General features: G+C 74.6%; 16 protein-coding genes and 2 pseudogenes. 7 read left to right on the top strand and 11 right to left on the bottom strand.

Translation table 11 applies throughout. From position 1 onward, the window contains the following. Positions 1-306 precede the first annotated feature (306 nt). A pseudogene (locus tag ACZ7IF_RS04005) lies at positions 307-556 on the bottom strand (P-loop NTPase family protein); the annotation flags it as partial. A gap of 90 nt (positions 557-646) precedes the next feature. On the opposite strand from ACZ7IF_RS04005, the pseudogene ACZ7IF_RS04000 reads away from it, so the two are divergent. Next, positions 647-772, top strand: a pseudogene (locus tag ACZ7IF_RS04000) (methionyl-tRNA formyltransferase); the annotation flags it as partial. On the opposite strand, the gene ACZ7IF_RS03995 reads toward ACZ7IF_RS04000, so the two are convergent. Genes ACZ7IF_RS03995 through ACZ7IF_RS03970 form a run of 6 tightly spaced genes read right to left on the bottom strand, consistent with a single transcriptional unit; the run spans position 735 to position 6,620 of the window. Next, positions 735-1,781, bottom strand: coding sequence for a pyridoxal-phosphate dependent enzyme (locus ACZ7IF_RS03995; RefSeq protein ID WP_470962612.1), 1,047 nt, complete (start codon positions 1,779-1,781; stop codon positions 735-737). The pseudogene ACZ7IF_RS04000 and the gene ACZ7IF_RS03995 sit on opposite strands and share 38 nt — an antisense overlap. Further along, positions 1,702-2,757: a GHMP family kinase ATP-binding protein gene (locus ACZ7IF_RS03990; RefSeq protein WP_470962609.1), complete on the bottom strand. Its 1,056-nt coding sequence runs from the start codon at positions 2,755-2,757 to the stop codon at positions 1,702-1,704. The genes ACZ7IF_RS03995 and ACZ7IF_RS03990 overlap by 80 nt, the downstream gene beginning before the upstream one ends. After that, positions 2,754-3,605, bottom strand: coding sequence for a Rossmann-like domain-containing protein (locus tag ACZ7IF_RS03985; RefSeq protein WP_470962606.1), 852 nt, complete (start codon positions 3,603-3,605; stop codon positions 2,754-2,756). The genes ACZ7IF_RS03990 and ACZ7IF_RS03985 overlap by 4 nt, the downstream gene beginning before the upstream one ends. Positions 3,606-3,617: 12 nt before the next feature. Beyond that, positions 3,618-4,406: an ABC transporter ATP-binding protein gene (locus ACZ7IF_RS03980; protein ID WP_470962603.1), complete on the bottom strand. Its 789-nt coding sequence runs from the start codon at positions 4,404-4,406 to the stop codon at positions 3,618-3,620. Next, positions 4,403-5,596 (bottom strand): FecCD family ABC transporter permease, encoded by a 1,194-nt coding sequence (locus ACZ7IF_RS03975; protein ID WP_470962600.1) that lies wholly within the window; start codon positions 5,594-5,596, stop codon positions 4,403-4,405. Before ACZ7IF_RS03975 ends, ACZ7IF_RS03980 begins: the two co-directional genes overlap by 4 nt. Then, positions 5,586-6,620: an ABC transporter substrate-binding protein gene (locus tag ACZ7IF_RS03970; protein WP_470962597.1), complete on the bottom strand. Its 1,035-nt coding sequence runs from the start codon at positions 6,618-6,620 to the stop codon at positions 5,586-5,588. The genes ACZ7IF_RS03975 and ACZ7IF_RS03970 overlap by 11 nt, the downstream gene beginning before the upstream one ends. Before the next feature lie 152 nt (positions 6,621-6,772). Between ACZ7IF_RS03970 and ACZ7IF_RS03965 the strand changes: the two genes are divergently transcribed. From ACZ7IF_RS03965 to ACZ7IF_RS03945, 5 genes are all read left to right on the top strand, one after another. Then, entirely contained in the window at positions 6,773-8,035 is a 1,263-nt protein-coding gene (locus ACZ7IF_RS03965) for an MFS transporter (RefSeq protein ID WP_470962594.1), read from the top strand. 268 nt (positions 8,036-8,303) lie between these two features. After that, a complete protein-coding gene (locus ACZ7IF_RS03960) occupies positions 8,304-9,032 on the top strand; it encodes a TetR-like C-terminal domain-containing protein (RefSeq protein ID WP_470962591.1) in 729 nt (242 codons plus the stop codon). A 43-nt stretch (positions 9,033-9,075) separates the two neighbouring features. Continuing rightward, a complete protein-coding gene (locus ACZ7IF_RS03955; RefSeq protein WP_470962588.1) occupies positions 9,076-10,230 on the top strand; it encodes an MAB_1171c family putative transporter in 1,155 nt (384 codons plus the stop codon). Positions 10,231-10,534: 304 nt separating this feature from the next. After that, complete coding sequence (locus tag ACZ7IF_RS03950; protein ID WP_470962585.1) at positions 10,535-10,987, top strand: helix-turn-helix domain-containing protein; 453 nt, start codon at positions 10,535-10,537, stop codon at positions 10,985-10,987. Beyond that, positions 10,984-11,556, top strand: coding sequence for a toxin (locus ACZ7IF_RS03945; RefSeq protein ID WP_470962582.1), 573 nt, complete (start codon positions 10,984-10,986; stop codon positions 11,554-11,556). Before ACZ7IF_RS03950 ends, ACZ7IF_RS03945 begins: the two co-directional genes overlap by 4 nt. Before the next feature lie 7 nt (positions 11,557-11,563). Here the strand turns inward: ACZ7IF_RS03945 and ACZ7IF_RS03940 are convergent, their stop codons facing one another. Together ACZ7IF_RS03940 and ACZ7IF_RS03935 are read right to left on the bottom strand one after the other, a co-directional pair. Next, positions 11,564-14,848 (bottom strand): aminotransferase class I/II-fold pyridoxal phosphate-dependent enzyme, encoded by a 3,285-nt coding sequence (locus ACZ7IF_RS03940; protein ID WP_470963474.1) that lies wholly within the window; start codon positions 14,846-14,848, stop codon positions 11,564-11,566. 53 nt (positions 14,849-14,901) lie between these two features. Beyond that, positions 14,902-15,843, bottom strand: coding sequence for an NAD-dependent epimerase/dehydratase family protein (locus ACZ7IF_RS03935; protein ID WP_470962579.1), 942 nt, complete (start codon positions 15,841-15,843; stop codon positions 14,902-14,904). A 262-nt stretch (positions 15,844-16,105) separates the two neighbouring features. Here ACZ7IF_RS03935 and ACZ7IF_RS03930 point away from each other — a divergent pair, with 262 nt between their 5' ends. Further along, entirely contained in the window at positions 16,106-18,487 is a 2,382-nt protein-coding gene (locus ACZ7IF_RS03930; protein ID WP_470962576.1) for an ATP-binding cassette domain-containing protein, read from the top strand. A gap of 288 nt (positions 18,488-18,775) precedes the next feature. Here ACZ7IF_RS03930 and recQ read toward each other — a convergent pair whose 3' ends face one another. Both recQ and ACZ7IF_RS03920 read right to left on the bottom strand, forming a co-directional pair. Continuing rightward, positions 18,776-20,746, bottom strand: a complete 1,971-nt coding sequence (gene recQ / locus ACZ7IF_RS03925; RefSeq protein WP_470962573.1) for a DNA helicase RecQ — start codon at positions 20,744-20,746, stop codon at positions 18,776-18,778. 9 nt (positions 20,747-20,755) lie between these two features. Continuing rightward, positions 20,756-21,919, bottom strand: coding sequence for a DUF1152 domain-containing protein (locus tag ACZ7IF_RS03920; RefSeq protein ID WP_470962570.1), 1,164 nt, complete (start codon positions 21,917-21,919; stop codon positions 20,756-20,758). Positions 21,920-21,973: the final 54 nt, after the last annotated feature.

The following is a 21,973-nucleotide window of genomic DNA, read 5'->3' as shown; positions in this document are numbered from 1 at the left end:
TGGGGACGCTTCGGGCTAGGGGCCCCCCCGCCGCGGGAAGCGGCTTCTGCTGGGCACCGCCCCTCCAGGGCGAGGGGCACACACACCCCCCCCCCCGGGCCCCGGCGCGTTCCCGGGACCCCGCCGCCCCTGCGGACCCGCAAACGGGCCGGGGCCGCGCCGGACGCCCGGTTCGCGGGCGGCCGGGCGGTCCAGGTCCAGGTCCATGGTCGGGCAGCGGCCGTTGGTGCGCCCGGTGAAGGGCGGGACTCCCCCCGGTCAGGCGTCCATCGACTCGGCGGGGGCGCGGGGGCGCAGGTCGGTCCGGTTCGTACGGAGGGTGCCCGCGAGGATCTCCCCGTCGTACGGGTTCACCAGCAGGTGCTCCCGGACCGCCTCCACCGACGGGCCCGCGATGTCCGGTCCGCCGAGCCGCACCGCTCCCCCGTACGCGCCCCGGCGGCACCCGCAGGGCCAGCACCGAGGCGGGGTCGGCCGCGGCGCGCGGCTGATAGGCGGCGATGGCCACGAACCGGCCCGCCGGCACCCGGAACCGCAGCCCGCGCAGCGATCCGTGGATACCGAAGCGGGCGTCACCGCGCACATGATGAACGGCGAGCTGGACGCCGGCGACATCGTGCGGCAGGAGGCGGTCCCGGCCGGACCGGCCGACACCGCCACCGGCCGCAACCACGGCCTGGCCGTCACGCGCGTACGGACCGGGGACGGGCGCGAGCTGCCCGCGACCGAGTACGTCACCTCCATGGGCGGCTGCCTGACCCGGCGGCCGTGAGCCCCCGGGGGTCCGCCCGGCGGTTCCAGCGCATGCGGGACCAGGGCAGGGACAGTTCGCCCGGGCCGGCGACCTCGCGCGGTACGAGGTCGCCGATGCGGGCGGCCTCGCGGTGGCGGGCGTAGACGGAGTCGACGTAGCGGTGGCCGGTGTCGGCCGCGACGAAGACGACGGTCCGCTCCGGGTCACGCCCGAGTTCGTGGCGGGCCGCCAGGTAGCCGGCGCCGGTGGACAGCCCCGCGAAGACCGCGTGCCGGCGCAGCAGGTCGACGCCGCCGGCGAGGGCCGCGTCGAAGGAGATCCAGTGCAGGGTGTCGTACAGCTCGTGCGCCACGTTGCCGAAGGGGATGGAGCTGCCGATGCCCGCGATGATGATCTCGGGGTCGCTGACGTGCTCCGCGCCGAAGGTGACGCTGCCGTACGGCTGTACCCCGACCAGCTCCACGTCCGCGCCGCCGCCCGGAGCGGCGCGCAGGTAGCGGGCGAGGGCGCCGGTGGAGGCCCCCGAGCCGACTCCGCCGACGAGGGCGAGCGGGCCGTCGCCGACCGCCTCCCGGATCCGGTCGGCGACGGCCCGGTAGCCGAGGTAGTGGACGTCGTCGTGGTACTGGCGCATCCAGTGGTACTCGGGGTGTTCGGCGAGGATCTCGTGGATCCGCTCGACCCGCCGCTTCTGGTCGAGCTTGAGGTCGCTGCACGGCTCCATCCGCTCCAGCGTCGCGCCGAGCACGGCGAGCTGGACGCCGAGGGTGCGGTCCACCGTCGTCGAGCCGACGATGTGGCAGCGCATGCCGTACCGGTGGCAGGCCAGGGCGAGGGCGTACGCGTAGATCCCGCTGGAGCTGTCCAGCAGGGTGTCACCGCGCCGCACGGCGCCGGTGTCCAGCAGGTGGCGCACCGCCGCGAGGGCGGAGACCGCCTTCATCGTCTCAAAGCGCAGGCATACGAGCCGGTCGTCGAGGCGTACCAGGTCCGGCCGGCCGACCGCCTCCGCGATGTGCTGGTCCATGGGGGATCTCCTCGGTGGTGGTGAAGGTCCGGGTGGCGGGGATGCCGTGGGCGTCCAGGGCGCGCAGGCAGGAGCGCACCCGGTGCCGCAGGCCGGGCGCGGCCGGGTCGAACAGCAGGCCCGCCACGGCCCCGCTGTGCGCGATCTGCACGCCCGCCGCCCCGACCCGCCGGGCGACGGCGGTGAGGGCGTCGAACTCCGGGTGGGCCAGCACGCGTTGGCCGATCCGGGCGCTGGCGGTGGCGACCTCGCCGAGCAGCCGTACGTCGCCCGTGGCCACCGCCCGGCGCAGCAGCGCGCGCAGCCGCTCGAAGGCCCGTACCTCGTCCGCGCCGGCCTCGTCGGGCGGGCGTACGGGCAGGGAAAGGGTGTCCACGGGCGCGCCCCCGCCCAGGGCGCAGCCCACCACGACCAGCGGTGGCAGGGCCGGGCCGAGGACCTCCAGGACGCGGCCCTCGCGCTGGGCGAAGAGCACCGGCCGGCCGTCCAGCATCAGCGGGTCGCAGGCCAGTTCCGCGCGTACGGCCAGCCGGGCGACCGTGTCCGGTGGCAGCCGCAGCCCGTACCCGTCGGCGACCGCGCGCACGGCGGCGATCACGTCGCTGGTGGAGCTGCCCATGCCCAGGCCCACCGGGATGCCGCCGGTGAGCCGCAGCTCGCCGCCGCAGGGCGGCCGGCCGGACCGCCGCGCGCACTCCGCGACCGCGAGGGCGGCGGCCCGCGCGGCCTTGGTCCGGCCGGCGGGCACGACGGTGAGGGCTGCCGGGGCCGTGCCGGGCCGGGGGTGGAACCGGGCCCGGCTGCCGGGGCCGGCCATGGGCAGGGTGACCAGGCCGGCGCAGCGGCGTCCGGTGCCGTCGAGGAAGACGCCCTGGAGGATCTCGCCGTGGTGGCAGGGGGCGCGCCCGGTGCCCGCGCGGAGGACACCGGGGGCGGCGGCACGGGCGGCGGGGGCGGTGCGGGCGGCGGGGATCACGCGCGGTCCGCCGTCCGGTAGCGGTACAGGACGGTCTCCCCGGCACTGAACTGGGAGAAGGGAAACGGTTCTGCGGACAGGGAGGTCACCCCGGAGCCGAGGAAGGCCCGGGCCACCGCGCTGCCGCTCTGCGCGTAGACGACCAGCGGGACGCCCCGGGACCGGCAGCGCTCCAGGATGGTGTCGAACGAGCCGTTGCCCAGGGTCATTCCGGTGGCGACGACGGCGTCGGCGCGCTCCAGCACCTCGTGCATGTCGTCGGTGACGGGGTCGCCCCACTGGGTGGCCTTCAGGTTGAAGTCGCAGGGCAGCGGGTCGCCCCCGCGCTCGCGGATCGCCGCGACCAGCGGGTTGACCACCCCGATGAGGCCGACCGCGGCGCCCTCCTCGATGTCGAGCAGACCCGCGATGGCCGCGTCCCTGGCCCCGGCCCGGACCTCCGGGGTGCCGGCGGGCAGGACGACGGGTTCGGCTTCGCCCGCGGCCGCGGCCGCGGCGTGCGGGCGCGTCCCGCCGAGGTAGGCGTCGAGTGCGGCGATCCGCAGCGGACGCGGGGCGTCGCGCAGCAGGACGTCGAGCGGGGCCCCGGAGTAGTCGCGGCAGAGCGCGGGGTCGATCTGCCCGGCCTCGAAGGCGCAGCCGCCGAAGGCGGCGCCGAGGCGCACCAGGACGTACTGGTTGAGGTAGGTCGTGTCGCCGCCGGCCAGCCGGGTGCCGTGGTGGATCCAGAAGACGCTGGTGGCCGTGAGCCCGGAGGGGAGCGGGCCGTGTCCGCCCGCGAGGACGGCCTCGACGAGCGCGTCCACGGCCGGGGCGGGGGTGGTGCGGGTACCGGTGGTGCTGTGCATGGGGTGTCCTCTTCAGGGGGTGGGTCGGGGTGGAGCGGGGAGGGGTCCCCGGTAGCCGACGGCGGGGTGGCCGAGGGCGTCGGTGGTGAGTTCGGCGTCCACTTCGAAGACCTCGGCGAGCCGCTCGCGGGTCAGCACGGCGGCGGGGGTGCCCGAGGCGGTCAGGCGGCCGTGGTGCAGGAGCAGCAGCCGGTCGCAGTACCGGGCGGCGAGCGAGAGGTCGTGCAGGGCGACCAGGACGGTCCGGCCGGTGCCGGTGAGCAGCTCCATCAGCTCCAGCTGGTGGCGGACGTCGAGGTGGTTGGTGGGCTCGTCCAGGAGCAGCCCGTACGGCTGCTGGGCCAGCGCGCGGGCGATGTGGGCGCGTTGCCGCTCGCCGCCCGACAGGCCGCGCCAGGAGCGGCCGGCGAGGCCGGTGAGCCCGACGCGTTCCAGCGCGGCGGCGACCACCGCCCGGTCGCGGGCGTCGGGTCCGCGCCAGCGGTCGCGGAACGGGGTCCGGCCGAGGCCGACGACGTCGGCGACCGTCAGATCGCTGTCGGCGGCCGCGTCCTGTCCGACGAAGGCGACGTGCCGGGCGGTCCGGCGCGCGCTCCAGTCCCGCACGCACTCGCCGTCGTACCGGACGGTGCCCGCGTCGGGGGTGCGCAGCCCGGCGAGGCAGCGCAGCAGCGAGGACTTGCCGGAGCCGTTGGGGCCCAGGAGGCCGACCGTCTCGCCGGGGGCGACGTCCAGACTGACGCCGCGTACGACGGGCGCGCCCGCCACCGACCAGCTCAGCCCTTCGGCGCTGATCCTCACAACTCCCCCCTCCTGCGCAGGACGAGGAGGAAGAGCGGCACGCCGAGCAGGGCCGTGATCACGCCGACGGGGACCTCGCGGGGCGCGAAGGCGATCCGGGCCAGGGCGTCCGTCCACACCAGGAACACCGCGCCCGCCAGGGCCGCGTACGGCAGCAGCACCCGGTGCCGCGGGCCGGCGAGGAACCGCACCCCGTGGGGGACGATCAGCCCGACGAAGCCGATGGCGCCGACGGTGGCCACGGCCACGGCGGTCAGCGCGGCGGTGACCACGAGCAGCAGCAGCCGGGTGCGCCGTACGCCGATGCCGAGGGAGGCGGCGGTGTCGCTGCCGAAGGCGAGCCCGTCGAGGGCGTTCGAGCAGAGCCAGGCGGCCGCCAGGCCCAGCGGGGTGACGACCGCGCAGACCGCGACGGTGTCCCAGCGGGCGGGCGCCATCGAGCCGAGCAGCCAGTGGGTGACGGCCCGCGTGGTGTCCGCGTCCGCCGAGGCCATCAGGACGAGCGAGGTCAGCGCGGTGAAGAGCTGACCGACGACCACACCGGTGAGCACGATGCGGACCGAGTCCAGCCCGGTGCGCCGGAGCAGCAGCAGGAGCGCCCCGAAGGCGAGCAGCGCTCCGGCGAGCGCCCCGCCGGTGACCCCGAGCGCGCCCGCGCCCACCCCGAGCACGACGACGGTGACGGCTCCCGCCGAGGCGCCCGAGGAGACGCCCAGCAGGTAGGGGTCGGCCAGGGCGTTGCGGGTGACGGCCTGGAGGACCGCGCCGCAGACGGCCAGCGAGGCGCCCACGAGGGCGGCCATCAGCACGCGCGGCAGCCGCAGGTCCCAGACGAGGGAGTCCAGCAGCGGGGGCAGCGGCTCCACGGCCAGACCGAGCCGGGCCCCGAAGACCCGGGCGAGGCCGCTCCAGCCGACATCGGCGGTGCCGGTGCGCACGGCCGCCGCCAGAGAGGCTGCCAGGACGGCGGCGGCGATGAGGCCGCGGAGGGCGTGGAGGGGGCGGAGGGGGCGGAGGGTACGGCGCGGCCGTGCGGCGGCCGGGCCGGACCGGACGGCGGCGGAGCCGGAGCCGTCGGGCACCGTCCGCTCGCGGGCCGCCGGGAGCAGCAGGTCCGCCACGGGCCGGGGGCCGGCCGGGACCAGCAGGTCCGCCGGGCCGCCGCCGCGCGGGCCCGGGTCAGCGGACATGCCCGAGGTCCTTCATCCCGGCGGCCAGCAGCCCGAGGGCGTGCACCGACCGCACGGAGGGGTCGAGTTCGATGCCCGGCACCTCGATGATCCGGCCGTCCCGGACCGCGTCCAGCCGGGACACCACCGGGTGCCGCGCCATCACGGCGCGCTTCTCGGCGGCGCTGTCGCCGGGGCGCCCGCGCTCCGAGAGGTCGCCGATCACGATGAAGTCCGGGTCGCGCTTGGCGACTTCCTCCCAGGAGACCTCGGGCCAGTCCCCGTCGACGTCGTCGAAGGCGTTCCGCGCGCCGACGATCCGGCTCATCTCGCTGGGCAGACCGCTCTTCCCGGCCACGTACGGCATGCCGTTGAAGACGGAGTAGAGGTAGACCACGGTGGGCCGGTCCGCACCCTGGGGGACCTTGGCTCCGGTCTCCGCCGCCCTGGCGACGGCGTCCCGCTGGCCGGCGGCCAGCCTCCCCGCGCGCTCCTCGGCGCCGAAGACGCGGCCGAGGCTCTCGTAGTCGGAGAAGAGCAGCTCGAAGGGGGTCTTCCCGGCCGGGTTCCGCTCGGGGCAGTCCACCGCGCTGACGAAGGCGGGGACCTTGAGGGCGGCCAGCTCCTCGCGGGTTCCGGCGCGGTCCGCGGTGAAGAGGTCGGCGGATCCGGCGACGACGAAGTCGGGTGTGGCGGCTCGCAGTTGCTCGCCGGTGGCGATCTTGGGGGCGATGACCGGGATCTTGGCGTACGCGGCCTCGTACTGCGGGGGGATCTTCGTCTTGATGTTGGCGGTTCCGGCCATCCGGTCCTGGAGGCCCAGTTCGAGGAGGGTCTCGGTGGAGGCCTGGTCCAGGGCGACGGCCCGCTTCGGGGGCGCGGCGAAGGCCAGCGGGCTGCCGCAGCTGGTGACGGAGGCCGCTCCGGCGGCGGGGCCGGGGGCCGCCGTCCCGGAGCCGCCGCCGCCCGCCGTGGAGCAGCCGGCGGCGGCGAGGGCGAGGGTCGCGAGGGTCAGGGCGATGCCGGGGCGGGCGGGATGGCGCATGGGTTCTCCGGTCTGGGAGGCAGGGGCGGGCGTTGTCGTGCACCGGGCAGGAGTGCCGCGATGGAAGGGTACTGTAATGGCAATCATTTTCATTAACCACCTCGGGGGTGGTTCGCCGAACCGCCTCCCCGCCCTCCAGGAGCACCCGCCCCGTGGCCACCACACCCGCACCGACCGCCGCCAAGTCCCCTGCCCCGCCCCCGCGTTCGATCCTGCGCGACCCCGCGTTCCTGCGCCTCTGGGCGGGCACCACCGCCTCCGGCCTGGCGACCTGGGCCCTGCCCTTCGTCCTCGGGCTCGCCGTGCTCCACCGCGACCTCGGAGCCGCCGGCCTCGGCCTGGTCCTCGCCGCGCGCACCGCCGGCTTCCTCGCCGCCGTCGCCGTGGGCGGCGTACTGGCCGACCGGCATTCGCGCCGCGCGGTCGTCCTCTGGTCGGCCCTCGCGGCGGGGGCCGCCGCGCCCCTGCTCGCCGCCGGACTCGGCCGCTCCGTCGTGCTGATGACGGCCGCCGCCGCCCTCGCCGGTGCCGGACAGGGCGCCTGCCGCCCGGCGTTCCAGGCGCTCGTCGCCGAGACCGTCGACCCGGAGCGCCGGCAGCAGGCCAACGCCGCCATGACCCTCGCGGTACGCGCCTCCACGCTCGCCGGCCCCGCCCTGACGGCACTGCTCGCCGCCTTCCTCGACGTCCGGACGCTGCTCCTCGGCATCGGGCTGCTCTGGCTGGTCGCCGCGCTCGTCCCCGCCGGGGGCGCCGCCGCCCCGGCCGCGGCGGCCGGTCCCGCACCGCGCGCCGGCTTCCGCGCCGAGTTCCTGGAGGGGATACGCGAGGCGCGCCGGCACCCCTGGTTCCTGGCCGGACTCACCGCCCTCGTCTGCGTCATCTCGCTCGGCTACTCCGCCACCAGCGTCGCCCTGCCCCTGATCAGCCGGGACCGCTACGGCACCGAGTGGGTGCTGGCCGCGGCCATGACCGCCTACACGGTCGGCGCGCTCGCCGGGGCGCTGCTCATGGCCCGGCGGCGGCCGCGCTCGCAGGGCTGGGCCGCCTTCGCAGGGCTGGCGGCGTACGGCTTCGCGCCGCTGAGCCTCGTACTGCCCGTGCACCCGGCGGTGGTCGTCGCCGCGTACGCCGTCGCCGGGACCGGGATAGAGCTGTTCAACGTGCCCTGGTTCACGGCCACCCAGCGCGAAGTGGCCCCGGACAAGCTGGCCCGCGTCTCCTCGCTGGACTTCCTCGTGTCCTACGGTCTGGCCCCGGTCGGGCTGGCCCTGATCGCCCCGGCGATCGCCGCCTTCGGGGTCACGCCCGTCCTCACGGCCTGCGCCGCCGCCTGCTTCCTCGTACCGGCGGCGGCCGCCCTGGTGCCCACCGCCCGCCACTTCGCCCGCACGGCCCCGGCGGCGCGGGACTGACCGCCCCGGGCCGGGGGCTCCCCGACACCCGCTGCCCGAGGGCGGCACGGGTGTCATCCCGCAATGTTCCGGATCCCCCGGCCCGGGCCTGGCCTCCGGCCGTACGGACGAAGGACCGGCCGGCGCTCCCGCGTTGTCCGGACCCCGCGAAGGGGCGCTGGGCGGCGGGGGCGGACGGGGGCCGGCGGTGGCCGGAACGGGCCGCCCGGCCGCGGGATCCGGGTGGCCGCGCTCACGGCCGCCGGCTCCCGGCCGGTACGGTTCCGGCATGGACGTTTCCGCAACGAGTTCGAATCCCGAACGCACGGTCCAGGCCGCCCGGGTCTTGGACGCCGCGCGTGCGCAGCTGGCGAAGCTGGGGGCCGCAGGGCTGTCCCTGGAGGCCGTGGCGCACGAGAGCGGCCTCGCCGTCACCGACGTGGAGGCCGTCTTCCCCCACCGGGACGACCTGCTGACCGCCCTGGTCATCGACGCGTACAACGCGTCCGGCGCCGCGATGGAGCGGGCCGACGGTGCCGCCGCGGCCGAAGGGGCCCCGGCCGGCGCGCGGCTGCTCGCGGCCACGCGGGCGCTGCGGCGGTGGTCGTTCGAGAACCCGGCCGAGTTCACCCTGATCTACGGATCGCCCGTACCGGGGTACCACGCGCCGCAGGACACGGTCCCGCCCGCCTCGCGTACGCCCGCGGTGCTCGCCGGGGTCATCCGCTCGGCCCTGGAGGCCGGTGAACTCACCCCGCCCCGGCGGACGCCGCCCGCCCGCGGGCTCCTGCTGCCCGAGGCCGTGGCGGCCTTCGGCGGTGTGCCCGGGGCTCCGTTCTCGGACATCATCGAGCGCGGCATCGTCCTGTGGAGCAACCTCATCGGCCTCCTGGTCTTCCAGGTCTTCAGCCGCACCCATGACAGCGTCAGCGACGAGGCCGCCTTCTTCGACTACGCGATCGCCGTGGCGGCCGAGAGCGTCGGACTCGACGTCCCCCTGACCGAGAAGACCGCCTGACCCGTCCGCCCCCCCTACGCGGCACCCGCAGAAAATCCAGGACGTGAACACCACCAGAACCCTCTGCTTCGTCATAGCGGCGCTGTCGTCGTACGCGGCGCTCGTCTACCGGCTGTGCCAGGCACGGCGCAGCTGGCGGGACAGCGCCTACCGCGCGCTGATCACCACCCTCCTGCTCCAGTGCCTGACCTTCACGATGGGCGCGGTCGCCATGGGCGGCGGCAGCGTCCTCGGCGTCGGCAACCTCGCCATCCTCCTCATGCACCTGGCGGCGGTGGCCTTCTGCGTGAGCTCGCAGATCATCCTGCTGAAGTGGGCGGACGCCGACGAGGACGCGCTGCGCAGGGCGCGCTGGTGGACGGTCACCGGCATCGCCCTGAACGTGCTGCTGGTCGCGCTGTTCCTGCTCGCGGACGGCACGAACCGGCCGGCCTCCGACTTCGACACGGGCAGCGGCCAGCCGCTGGTGCTCACGTACCTGCTGGCCTTCATCGTGTCGCAGGCGGTCCCGTGCGTCACGATCTTCCGCCAGTGCGGTCCCTACGCCGAGATGACCGACAACGCCTCGCTGCGTCAGGCGCTGCGGATGCTGCGCGTCGCCGCCGTGGTGCTCTTCCTGTACTGCTCGGCGAGGACGGTCAACATCCTGACGTCGGCGGCGGGGATCGACATCGGCGTCTGGAAGCTCGCGTCGAACATCTTCAGCGCGACGGGCATCGTGATCCTCTCGCTGAGCCTGACCAACTCCTCCTGGGGCCCATCGGCCACCAGGCTGCTGGACTGGGCGCGCAGCTACCGGTCCTACCGGGCGCTGTACCCGCTGTGGCGGGACCTGTACGAGTCCTCCCCCGACATCGCGCTGGAGCCGCCGGGTGCCTCGGTCTCCGAGATGGACTACCGACTGCACCGCCGGGTCGTGGAGATACGCGACGGGTGGCGGGATCTGCGCCCCTACATCGACCGCACCGCCCCCGGTTCCGGGGGTCCGGGCAAGGACGCCAGCGAGGAGTCCCGGCAGGCGTTCACGGAAGCGGCGCAGATCAAGCAGGCTCTGCTGGCGAAGCGGAACGGCACCGTCCCTCACGACAACAAGGACGCCGGCGATTTCGACGACCGCGACACCGACAACTTCACGGCGGAGGTCGCATGGCTCACCAAAGTCGCGGCTGCCTACAGTAAGCTCGGCACCGCGAGTTGAAGCTCCCGCCCGGTTTGCATCCCCCGTCAAACCGGGCGGGTGGCTCCCCCGTTACCCCCCGTCTCGCACGGGGCGGGACGGGCGGTCACCGCCCGGACTGGCCCGGCCCATCCCCCGAGGGCCGGGCCAGTCCGTTTTTCACCGGCGAGCCAACCGACAAACCCCCGTGAGTCGAGTTAACTGCCAGCTATCGGCGAGACCCAACGTTGGCGGAGTCCAGCCCAATTGTCAACTGACCGCTAATCTGTGAAACTGACGTATAGCCAAGGGCTATACCGAGGAGGTGACGGGAGGAAGGATCACCATGACCGACACCGAGACCGAGGCCGACGACCGGCCCCTGCTCGCAACGCGCCTCGACGACCTCTTCAAGACCGTCCGCCCCAAGGGCAAGCACTGGACGAACGCCGAGGTCGCGGAGGAGCTCAAGCGGGCCAGCCCCGAACTCAAGGTCGGGGGCGTGTACCTGTCCCAGCTGCGGACGGGCAAGCGCTCCAACCCCTCTCCCGACCTCCTGGCGGCCCTCGCCCGCTTCTTCGGCGTCTCGGTCGCCTACTTCTTCGACGACAAGGTCGCCGAGTCCGTGCTCAGCCAGGTCGCCGCCATCGAGGCGCTGCGGCAGTCCGGTGTCCGCGCCGTGGCGATGCGGGCCGCGGGCATGAAGAAGGAGAACCTCGCGGCGATCACGGCCATCATGGACCAGTACCGGCAGTTGCAGGGCCTTCCCCCCGTCACCGACTCCAACGACCCCGGATGAGGGGCGTCTGGAAGGAGCGGGCCGCCGACCACGACCGCCGCAGCCAGCTGAAGAAGCTGCGGAAGGCCGGAGCCCGCCGGCTCGCCGAACTCGACCTCCCCGAGGCCCCCGACGTCGCCGAGCTCTGCCGCCACCTCGGCGAGGTCCGCGACCGCCCCATCATCCTGGTCCCGATGCAGATGCCCTCGTCGCACCCCTGCGGCATGTGGGTCGCCGCCCGCGACGAAGACCTGATCTTCTACGACGCCAACACCACCAGCGCGCATCAGGAGCACATCATCTTGCACGAGCTGGGCCACATCATCTGCTGCCACCGCGGGGCCGGCGGACTGGACGAGGCGGCCGCCCGCCTCCTGTTCCCCGACCTCGACCCCGACATCGTGCGCGACATGCTCCTGCGCGCGACCTACGACGACGTCCAGGAACAGGAGGCGGAGATCATCGCCTACCTGCTCTCGCAGCGCATGGGCGGCGGCACCGACCAGCACGCCGCCGACGCCGACGAGGGTGCGGGCGACCGTCCGGCCAAGAGCGCCACGCTCAGCCGCATCGAACGCACCCTGATCTGAGATGGGCTTAGCTCCCGGCGGACGCCACCTCCCCGGCCAGCAGGGCGACGGCGCGCCTGATGTCGTCCTCGCGGTGCTCGCTGGTGATGAAGAACCGCAGCCGCGACAGCCCCTCCTCCACCGCGGGGTGGAAGATGGGATCGGCGACGACGCCCCGCTCGAAGAGCCCGTGCGCGACCCGCAGGGTTTTGGCCGAGTCCCCGAGGATGCACGGCACGATCGGAGTGCCGGCGCTGGAGCCCGTCGACAGCCCGGCCGAGGCGGCGAGGTCCAGGAACAGCCCGGAGTTGCGCCTCAGCGCCCAAACCCGCTCCGGCTGCGCGGCCATCAGCTCGGTGGCGGCCAGCGCCGCGGCCGCGTTGGCCGGGGTCAGGCCGACGCTGTAGACGAAGCCGGGGAGCGTGTGGCGCAGCCAGCGCACCATCCGGGCCGAGCCTCCGAGGTATCCGCCGCAGCTGGCGAAGGCCTTGGAGAGGGTGCCCATCCACAGGTCCACGTCGGAGCGGTCGACCCCGTAGAACTCGCCCACGCCCCGGCCGTGTTCGCCCACCGTGCCGATGCTGTGCGCCTCGTCCACCATCAGCAGGGCGCCGAAGCGCTTCTTCAGCTCGATCACGGCGGGCAGGTCGACGAGGTCCCCGTCCATGCTGTACGCGCCCTCGACGGCGATCAGGACCCGCCGGAACCGGGACCGGTTGAGCCTCAGCATCCGCTCAAGGCCGGCCGTGTCGTTGTGGGCGAAGGGGCGGCGGGCGGCTCCGGACAGGGCGCAGCCCTGGAGGATGCTGTCGTGGGCGAGCGCGTCGTGGACCACGAGGTCGCCGGGGCCGACGAGGTGGCCTATCGCGGTGACGTTGGTGGCGTGGCCGCTGACCAGCGTGAGGCAGTCCCCCACACCGAGGAAGTCGGTGAGCGCCCGCTCCAGCCGGACGGTCAGGTCGCGTTCGCCGGAGAGCACCCGGCTCGCCGAGACCGAGGTCCCGTACCGGTCCACGGCCTCGTGCACGGCCGCGTTGACCGCCGGATGGCCGGACAGGCCGAGGTAGTTGTAGCTGCCGAAGGACAGGTACGGGCGGCCGCCGATCACCGTGGTGTCGGTGACGGTGCCCTCGTGGACCCGGAAGTACGGGTACCCCGAGGGGCTTCCGGCGACCGCGTCGAGCCGCTCCTCGAACCGGGCCACCTCGGGGAACTCGTCGACACTGGCGGAGTCGGGGCTCCATTGCGGCGGCACGCCGAGAAGAATCGATTCCGCAGGGGCCGCGGGGACCGCCGACGCGTCCTGGGCCCCCTCCCCGGCGGCCTGGGCGATCAGCCGGCCGATGGTCAGGCCGGGCGTGAACAGCTCCTCGGCACGGAAGCCGGGTACGCGCTTGCCGATGTTGACCTCCAGCTCCTGGAGCATGAGGGAGTCGAAGCCGAGGTCGGTCACGAGCGTCATCCCCGTGCCCAGGTCCGAGAGCGGGAAGACACCGGCCCGCGAGACCTCTTCGAGCACGATGGCGGCGACGGACCCGCCGCCGGACGCGGCCGCCGGGACGGCTCCGGGCCGCCCCGCCCCGTACGCGTCCCCGGGCGCGTCCGGGCCGGCCACGTCGCGCGCCGCCTCGTCCACGGCCCAGTGGCGGCGCGGGGCGAGCGGGCTCGGCGGCAGCGTGCACGGCGGTACCCGCGGCCCGGGCACCACGGGCCGCTCCGCCCCGGGTTCCTCCGTACGCCCCGCCTCCAGCCCGGCGGCGGCCTCCGTCAGCCGCGCCACGGCGTCGGCGGCGTCCTCCACCACCAGGGTGAGGCGTTCCCCGAGCGGGGCCCGGCGGGCCAGGGTGTCCGCCACCGCGGCCGGCTCCGGCCGGTCCTCGGCGATGACCCGGGCCAGCTCCCGGGCGTGGCGGGCCAGCCCCGCCCGGTCGCGGGCGCTGAGCACCAGTACGTGCGGCCCCTCCCCCGGCGCGGCGGGCGCGGCCGGGCCGGGGGCCTGCTCCACCACCATGTGGACGCCGGTGCCGCCGAAGCCGAAGGCGCTCACCCCGGCCCGCCGCGGTCCGCCGCTCTCCGGCCAGCGGACCGGTGCCGTCGGGACGGTCAGCCGCGCGGAGTCCAGCAGGGCGCGGTCGGCCGGCTCGAACTCCGGCTGCGGGGGGATGACTCCGCGGTGCACGGCCAGCACCGACTTGATCAGCCCCGCCATGCCGGCGGAGTTCAGGGAATGGCCGACCACCGCCTTCACCGCGCCGAGATGGGCCGGACGGGCGCCTTCGCCGCGCAGTTCGCGCAGTACGGCGAGCTCGACGGGGTCGCCGACCGTGGTGCCGGTGCCGTGCGCCTCCAGGTAGCCCACCGTGTCCGGTGCCAGGTCCGCGTCCCGGTAGGCGCGGCGCAGGGCGCGGAGCTGGCCGGACGCCTGGGGGTGCATGCCGCCCTGCACGGTCCCGTCGTTGGCCGTGCCGATGCCCCGGATCACCGCGTAGACGCGGTCGCCGGCGGCCAGGGCGTCGGACAGGGGCCGCAGGACCAGGATCCCGGCGCCCTCTCCGAGGACGAACCCGTCGGCCTTCGCCCCGAAGGGCAGGCACCGGCCGCTGCGCGAGATGGCGCCGATCCGGCACAGGCCCACCAGCAGGTCGGGGGTGAGCACCAGCTGGGCGCCGCCGGCCAGCGCGATGCGGGTGCGGCCCGCGCGCAGCGCGTACACGGCGTTGGCCACGGCCATGAGGCCGCCGGAGCAGGCGGAGTCCAGGGCGTAGCTCTCGCCGTGCAGGTCGAAGACCGAGCTGATGGTGTTCGGCCCCATGTTGAGCAGGAGCCCGGCGGCGGAGGTGCCGTGCAGCCCGTCGACCGCGCGGACCGTGTCCTGCCAGCGCGGGTCGGCCGCCCGGGCGCCGAACTCGCCGCCGGCCAGCTGGCGCATGCGCAGCCGCATGGTGCTGAGCTGGCGGTAGCCGCTCTCGGTGAGCGCGGTGATGACCGAGGTCTCCTCGCGGTCGAAGCCGTCCACCTCCCACCCCGCGTCCTGGACCGCCTCGCGGGCCAGGTCGATCAGCAGCCGGTGCTGGGGGTCCATGGCCCTGGCCCGGCGCGGCGGGATGCCGTAGTGCGCGGCGTCGAACCGGTCCACGTCCGGCAGCAGGGCCATGGTGTCCGTGTAGGCGGCCGAGGTGTCGCGGAAGTCGTCGCTGAGGAAGGCGGCGGCGCGCCAGCGCGAGTCGGGTATGCCGGCGAACTGCGGCTCCGGGTCCGTCAGGAGCCGCCAGTACTGGTTCACGTCGCGGGCGCCGGGGAACCTGCACGCCATGCCGACGACGGCGATGTCGTCGCGCGTCACCGGGGAAGGCGGGTTCGGCGGGGTCATCGGCCCGCCGCCAGGCGCTCGCGCCACCATGCCACGGTCGCCTTCACCTGCTCGTCGACGGGGGTGGCCCGGACACCGAACCCGGCTTCCCAGGCGCTCGCGTCGACGACGAACGGCCGGTCGAACTGGTAGCGGATCTCCTTGAGTTCGCGCAGCAGCGGCGAGAAGAGCCCGCCGACGGCCAGGACGGCCGGGGGCAGTCCGCGCACCGCGACCGGTCCGGTTCCCGCCTCGGCGGCCAGCCGGCCGGTCATCTCGCGCACGGACAGCGCGGGTTCGGTCGGCACGTGCCAGGCCCGGCCCCAGGCCCGCTCCTCGCCCGCGGCCTCAACCAGGGCCCGGGCCACGTCGGGGAGGTAGGTCCAGCTGTGCGGGGCGTCCGGGTCGCCGAGGGTGGAGACCGGCTTGCCGCGCAGCAGCGGGGGCACCACGCGGGCGGCCAGGTGCCCGCCGTCGGTGACGCCGGGTCCGAAGAAGTCCGAGGCCCGCACCTCGACGGCCTTGAGGCGGCCCTGTTCGTGGAGTGCGCGCGCCCGCTCCCAGACGGCCGCGCGGACCCGCCCCTTGGGGCCGGTCGCCGCGAGCGGCAGCTCCTCCGTCATGGGGACGTCCACCGGGCCGTACCCGTAGAGGTTGCCCAGCATGACCAGGACCGCACCGGTGGCCTCGGCGGCCGCGCACAACGACGCGGCCAGCGCGGGCCATTCGGCGGCCCAGCGGTGGTAGGGCGGCGAGGCGCAGTTGTAGAGGGCGGCGGCGCCCCGCGCCACCTCGGTCAGCCGCCCGCTGTCCCTGGCGTCCAGTGCGACGTGCTCGATGCCGGGCTCCGGGGCCCGGCCCGAGGTGGTGACGACCTTGACTGAGTGGCCCCGTTCGGCGAGCAGCCGAGCGGTGGCGGCCCCGGCGGGCCCGAAACCTATGACGACATGAGAGTTCACGTACGCACACTAGCGCGCGGGGTACCGGTCCCCCGCAAGGCACCCTTGGGTCGCACCGGCCCGTTTGGCTTGAAGAAGCCCTGCGGTTTGCGCCGGTCAGGCGGGCTTTGCGCAGTGGAACGAGCGCCGGGTGCCGGGCGGGCAGCGGCGGACGGATCAGGATTCGAGAAGCGCCGGACCCCGGACGCCGCATAGCGTGGCTGCCGTACGGTGCGGCGGTCACGCCGCACGGGCCGGACCGAGCGATGGAGACACGGAGAGCATGGCCAAGAGGACGGACACGGGGTCGCCCGCGCCCCACATCGCCGACAGCCACGGTCTGATCCGCGTGCACGGCGCGCGCGTGAACAACCTCAAGGACGTCGGCATCGAGATCCCCAAGCGCCGGCTGACGGTGTTCACGGGCGTCTCCGGCTCGGGGAAGAGCTCGCTGGTGTTCGACACGATCGCCGCGGAGTCCCAGCGGATGATCAACGAGACCTACAGCGCCTTCGTCCAGGGCTTCATGCCCACGCAGGCACGGCCCGAGGCCGACGTGCTGGAAGGGCTGACGACGGCGATCATCGTCGACCAGCAGCGGATGGGCGCCGACCCCCGCTCCACGGTCGGCACCGCCACCGACGCCAACGCGATGCTGCGCATCCTCTTCAGCCGCCTCGGCGATCCGCACATCGGCCCGCCCGGCGCGTACGCCTTCAACGTGCCCTCGGTCCGGGCGAGCGGGGCGATCACCGTCGAGAAGGGCTCCAGGAAGACGGTGAAGGCGACCTTCAACCGCACCGGCGGCATGTGTCCGCGCTGTGAGGGCCGCGGCAGCGTCTCCGACATCGACCTGACCCAGCTCTACGACGACTCCAAGTCCCTCAACGAGGGCGCGCTCACCATCCCCGGCTACAGCATGGACGGCTGGTACGGGCGGATCTTCGGCGGCTGCGGCTTCTTCGACCCGGACAAGCCGATCCGCGAGTTCAGCGAGCGGGAGCTGGCCGACCTCCTCCACAAGGAGCCGACCAAGATCAAGGTCGACGGCATCAACCTCACCTACGAGGGCCTGATCCCGAAGATCCAGAAGTCGATGCTGTCCAAGGACATCGACGCGCTCCAGCCGCACATCCGGGCGTTCGTGGAGCGGGCGACGACCTTCACCACCTGCCCCGAGTGCGAAGGGACCCGGCTCACCGCGGAGGCCCGGGCGTCGAAGATCGGGCGGATCAGCATCGCCGACGCCTGCGCCATGCAGATCAGCGACCTGGCCGCATGGGTCCGCGGCCTGGACGAGCCCTCGGTGGCGCCGCTGCTGGACAAGCTCCGGCACACCCTGGACTCCTTCGTGGAGATCGGCCTGGGCTACCTCGCGCTCGACCGCCCGGCGGGCACGCTCTCGGGCGGCGAGGCGCAGCGCGTCAAGATGGTCCGCCACCTCGGCTCGGCGCTCACCGACGTGACCTACGTCTTCGACGAGCCCACCACGGGCCTGCACCCCCACGACATCCAGCGGATGAACGACCTGCTGCTGCGGCTGCGCGACAAGGGCAACACGGTGCTGGTCGTGGAGCACAAGCCGCAGACGATCGCGATCGCCGACCACGTCGTCGACCTCGGCCCCGGGGCGGGCACCGCGGGCGGCACGGTCTGCTTCGAGGGCACCGTGGAGGGGCTGCGGGCCTCCGGCACGGTCACCGGCCGCCACCTGGGCGACCGGACCGGCCTGAAGAAGACCGTACGGACGCCCTCGGGCGCCCTGGAGATCCGCGGGGCGGACGCGCACAACCTGCGCGCGGTCGACGTGGACGTCCCGCTCGGGGTGCTGGTGGTGGTCACCGGGGTCGCCGGCTCCGGCAAGAGCTCGCTCGTGCACGGCTCGATCCCCGCGGAGGAGGGCGTGGTCTCCGTCGGCCAGGGCCCGATCCGCGGCTCGCGCCGGAGCAACCCGGCGACGTACACGGGGCTGCTCGACCCGATCCGTTCGGCGTTCGCCAAGGCCAACGGCGTGAAGCCGGCCCTGTTCAGTGCCAATTCCGAGGGCGCCTGCCCGGCCTGCAACGGCGCCGGAGTGGTCTTCACGGACCTGGGGATGATGGCGGGCGTCTCCTCCACCTGTGAGGACTGCGAGGGGAAGCGCTACCAGGCGTCGGTGCTGGACTACCGCCTCGGGGGCCGTGACATCAGCGAGGTGCTGGCGATGCCGGTGCGCGAGGCGGAGGAGTTCTTCGGTTCCGGCGAGGCCCGCATCCCGGCCGCGCACCGCGTCCTGGGCCGGCTCGCGGACGTCGGGCTGGGCTACCTCACCCTCGGCCAGCCGCTCACCACGCTGTCCGGCGGCGAGCGGCAGCGGCTGAAGCTGGCCACCCACATGGCGGACAAGGGCGGGGTGTACGTCCTGGACGAGCCGACCACCGGCCTGCACCTCGCGGACGTGGAGCAGCTGCTCGGGCTGCTGGACCGGCTGGTCGACTCGGGGAAGTCGGTCGTGGTCGTCGAGCACCACCCGGCGGTCATGGCGCACGCGGACTGGATCATCGACCTCGGGCCGGGTGCCGGGCACGACGGAGGCCGGATCGTGTTCGAGGGCACGCCCGCCGACCTCGTCGCCGACGGCTCCACCCTCACCGCCGAGCACCTCGCGGCCTACGTCGGCGCCTGAGCGGGCCCCCCGGCAGCACGCGGGCCGTCCGGGCACCGGTATCCCCACACCGGAGGCCGGGACGGCCCGTGCTGTGCGAACGGAGGCGGCACGCGCCCGCGTCGCCCGGTCCTTACCCCCACGGTGGGACCGTGCTCCGGTCGGTGTGCCGCCGGCCGTCGTCCGGCTCCGTCGCACCACCAGTCTGTGCCCGGCCGACTCCCCTGGGCGTACTTCCTGACGCGCCCTTTGCACAAGGAGACCGATCTTTGACGCGGGCCTGACGATCCCGTTCCGGATCGGCGGAACCTACTGCCAGTCGTCCCAGGGCGGGTCCTCGTCCAGGTCGAAGGGCGGTTCGTCCTCGTGCGGCGGCTCGTGGGCCGGCGGGGGTTCCGCTCCGGCGCCGGCCGGGGCCGCGGTGGCCGTGAACCCGGCCAGGGCCCCGATGACGCCCTCGCCGTACTTGGCGAGCTTGGCCTCGCCGACGCCGCCCACCCCGGACAGTTCCCCGACCGTGCCGGGCAGGCTCGTCGCGATCTCCCGCAGCGTGGCGTCGTGGAAGACGACGTACGCCGGGACGCCCTGCTCGCGCGCCGTCGCGGCCCGCCAGGCGCGCAGGGCCTCGAAGACCGGCACCGCGGCGGCGGGCAGGTCGACCGGCACCCGGGCGCTCTTGCCGGAGCGCGAGCCGGGCTCCTTCTTCCGGGAGGCGGCGGCCGGCGCCTTCTCCTTGCGCATCTGGACGGTGCGGCGCCCGCCCAGCACCTCGCCGCTCGCGTCCGTCAGCACGAGGGTGCCGTAGTCGCCCTCCACCGCCAGCAGTCCCAGCGCCAGCAGCTGGCGCACGACCCCGCGCCATTCTCCGGTGCTCAGGTCCGAGCCGACGCCGAACACCGACAGGGCGTCGTGGTCGAACTGGATGACCTTGGCGGTCTTCTTGCCCTGGAGGATGTCGATGATCTGCCCGGCGCCGAACTTCTGGCGCCGCTCCCGTGCCAGCCGCCACACCGTGGACAGCAGCTTCTGCGCGGCGACGGTCCCGTCCCAGGACTCGGCGGGCGTCAGGCAGGTGTCGCAGTTGCCGCAGGGCTCGCCCGCCTGCCCGAAGTACGCGAGCAGCCGGACCCGGCGGCAGTCGACGGTCTCGCACAGCGCCAGCATGGCGTCCAGGTGTGCGGCCAGGGAGCGGCGGTGGTTCTCGTCGCCCTCGGAGCCCTCGATGAGCTTGCGCTGCTGGACCACGTCCTGGAGGCCGTACGCGAGCCAGGCGGTGGCCGGCTCGCCGTCGCGGCCGGCGCGGCCGGTCTCCTGGTAGTAGCCCTCGACGGACTTGGGCAGGTCCAGGTGGGCCACGAAGCGCACGTCGGGCTTGTCGATGCCCATGCCGAAGGCGATGGTGGCCACCACCACGACCCCGTCCTCCCGCAGGAAGCGCGCCTGGTTCGCGGCGCGCGTGCGGGCGTCCATCCCGGCGTGGTAGGCCACGGCGTCGATGCCCTGTTCCACCAGGAAGGCGGCGGTCTTCTCCACCGAGGACCGCGACAGGCAGTAGACGACTCCGGCGTCGCCGTCGTGCTCGGACCTGATCAGCTCCAGCAGCTGCGCCAGCGGCTTGTCCTTGGCGACGATGCGGTACTGGATGTTCGGCCGGTCGAAGCTGGCGACGAAGTGCCGGGCGTCGTCCAGGCCCAGCCGCGCCGCGATCTCGGCGTGGGTGGCCTCGGTGGCGGTCGCGGTCAGGGCGATCCGCGGCACCTTCGGCCAGCGCTCGTGCAGCATCGACAGGGCCAGGTAGTCCGGCCGGAAGTCGTGGCCCCACTGGGCGACGCAGTGCGCCTCGTCGATCGCGAACAGGGACACCTTGCCCCGGTCGAGCAGCCGCTGGGTGCCCTCGGTGCGCAGCCGCTCGGGGGCCAGGTAGAGCAGGTCCAGCTCGTCGGCGAGGAAGGCCTGCTCTACGGCCTGCCGCTGGTACGGGTCCTGGGTGGAGTTCAGGAACCCGGCCCGCACCCCGAGGGCGGTGAGCGCGTCCACCTGGTCCTGCATCAGCGCGATCAGCGGCGAGATGACGATGCCGGTGCCCTCTCTGACGAGCGCCGGGATCTGGTAGCAGAGCGACTTGCCGCCGCCGGTCGGCATCAGCACGAGGGCGTCGCCGCCCCCGGCGACCTGCTCGATGATCTGCTCCTGCTCGCCGCGGAAGGAGCTGTAGCCGAATACGCGGTGGAGTACCTGCAGGGAGTCCGAGATCTCGGGGGAAGCGTCCGAAAGAGCCATCCGAGAAGCCTAGCGGCCCCCGCCGACACCCCGTCCCGCCGCCGGCCGCCCGGTGGCCGGACCCAGCCGCCACAGCGGCGCGGCCCGGCGGTCGCCCAGGGCGGCGAACAGGTCCCGTGCCTCCCCCGCGCTCAGGTACAGATCCTCGGTGATCCGGCGGGTGGTGGCGTACGCGACCCCGTCCGCCAGCGTCTCCCGCTCCCAGGCCTCGAAGCGGGCCCGGACGGCGGCCGGGTCCCGGTCCGGGCGCGGTGCGGGCGGGGCGGCGGGCAGGGCCGCCGCGCGGCGGCGTTCGCGTTCGATCTCCGAGAAGCCGCACACGGCGCGAGAGGCCTCCTCGGCCTCCTCCAGGCCGCCGGTGCCGGCCAGCGCCCGGGCGAGGGGGCTGAGGGCGAGGACGCGGTCCAGGGTGAGCCGGTGGACCCCGGCCGACGGGGCGTCCAGGTGCACGGGCCGCGGCGCGTCCCGGGTGCCGCAGACCCCGCGCACCCCGCGGGCGGCCGCCACCAGCAGGGCGCCGGCCTCGGAGGGGTGCCAGTCGAAGACCCCGGCCACGACCCCGGTGTGCCCGGCGCGGAGGGCGAAGGCGGGCTCGCCGAGCCGGGGCAGCAGGTCGGGCGGGGGCACCTCGTTGTCGAGCCCGGGCCCGGCCACGTACACGCCGGTCGGCAGTCCCGCGGCCGCGCAGGCGGCGACCGCGAGGGCGTCGCCGAGCGGGCTGCGCAGGGTGGGCTCGTCGCCCCGGGCCACGATGTCGCCGCCCACGTCGACGAGGTCGATCCGGTCGGCCCGGCACCAGCGGGCGGCCGCCGCGATCTGGCGGGCGAGGCCCAGCGCGCCGCCGTAGGGGTCCAGCAGTCCGAGCCGCGGCCGCAGCTCGCCGGACAGCCGCGGGAGCAGGGAGCCGGCCGGGGCGACGGGCCGGGTCGCGGGGGTGACCAGGGCGAGGTCCGGTGCGGCGGGCTCGGTGCCGTGGAAGTCGGTGGTGCGCCGGGGACCCGGGACGGGGTCGACGACCAGCCGCTCCCAGGCGTAGGTCAGGACGAGTGCCGGGGTGTCCGCGCCGTAGAGGGCGGCGTGGACCATCGCGGCCGTGATGGCGTCACCGCCGCCCCCGGCGGCGATGAGCAGTCTGCGCGCGCCCCTGGTGTTCTCGGTCTTCGTGGAGTCCATGGCGGACAGGGATATCCCGCCCCGGGACGGAATCCCACCTTCCACAAAAAGTAC

Source organism: Streptomyces sp. NPDC037421, from assembly GCF_055602105.1.
Note: the sequence above shows the minus strand (reverse complement) of the source record. Positions and strands in the feature narration are given on the sequence as shown.

Bases quoted from the DNA above. Each gene is read 5' to 3' on its own strand.
- ACZ7IF_RS03960 (WP_470962591.1), top strand. From the start codon at position 8,304: ATGGACGTTTCCGCAACGAGTTCGAATCCCGAACGCACGGTCCAGGCC.
- recQ (WP_470962573.1), bottom strand. From the start codon at position 20,746: ATGGCTCTTTCGGACGCTTCCCCCGAGATCTCGGACTCCCTGCAGGTA.
- ACZ7IF_RS03920 (WP_470962570.1), bottom strand. From the start codon at position 21,919: ATGGACTCCACGAAGACCGAGAACACCAGGGGCGCGCGCAGACTGCTC.
- ACZ7IF_RS03985 (WP_470962606.1), bottom strand. From the start codon at position 3,605: ATGCACAGCACCACCGGTACCCGCACCACCCCCGCCCCGGCCGTGGAC.
- ACZ7IF_RS03970 (WP_470962597.1), bottom strand. From the start codon at position 6,620: ATGCGCCATCCCGCCCGCCCCGGCATCGCCCTGACCCTCGCGACCCTC.
- ACZ7IF_RS03975 (WP_470962600.1), bottom strand. From the start codon at position 5,596: ATGTCCGCTGACCCGGGCCCGCGCGGCGGCGGCCCGGCGGACCTGCTG.
- ACZ7IF_RS03945 (WP_470962582.1), top strand. From the start codon at position 10,984: ATGAGGGGCGTCTGGAAGGAGCGGGCCGCCGACCACGACCGCCGCAGC.
- ACZ7IF_RS03950 (WP_470962585.1), top strand. From the start codon at position 10,535: ATGACCGACACCGAGACCGAGGCCGACGACCGGCCCCTGCTCGCAACG.
- ACZ7IF_RS03930 (WP_470962576.1), top strand. From the start codon at position 16,106: ATGGCCAAGAGGACGGACACGGGGTCGCCCGCGCCCCACATCGCCGAC.
- ACZ7IF_RS03940 (WP_470963474.1), bottom strand. From the start codon at position 14,848: ATGGCGTGCAGGTTCCCCGGCGCCCGCGACGTGAACCAGTACTGGCGG.
- ACZ7IF_RS03995 (WP_470962612.1), bottom strand. From the start codon at position 1,781: ATGGACCAGCACATCGCGGAGGCGGTCGGCCGGCCGGACCTGGTACGC.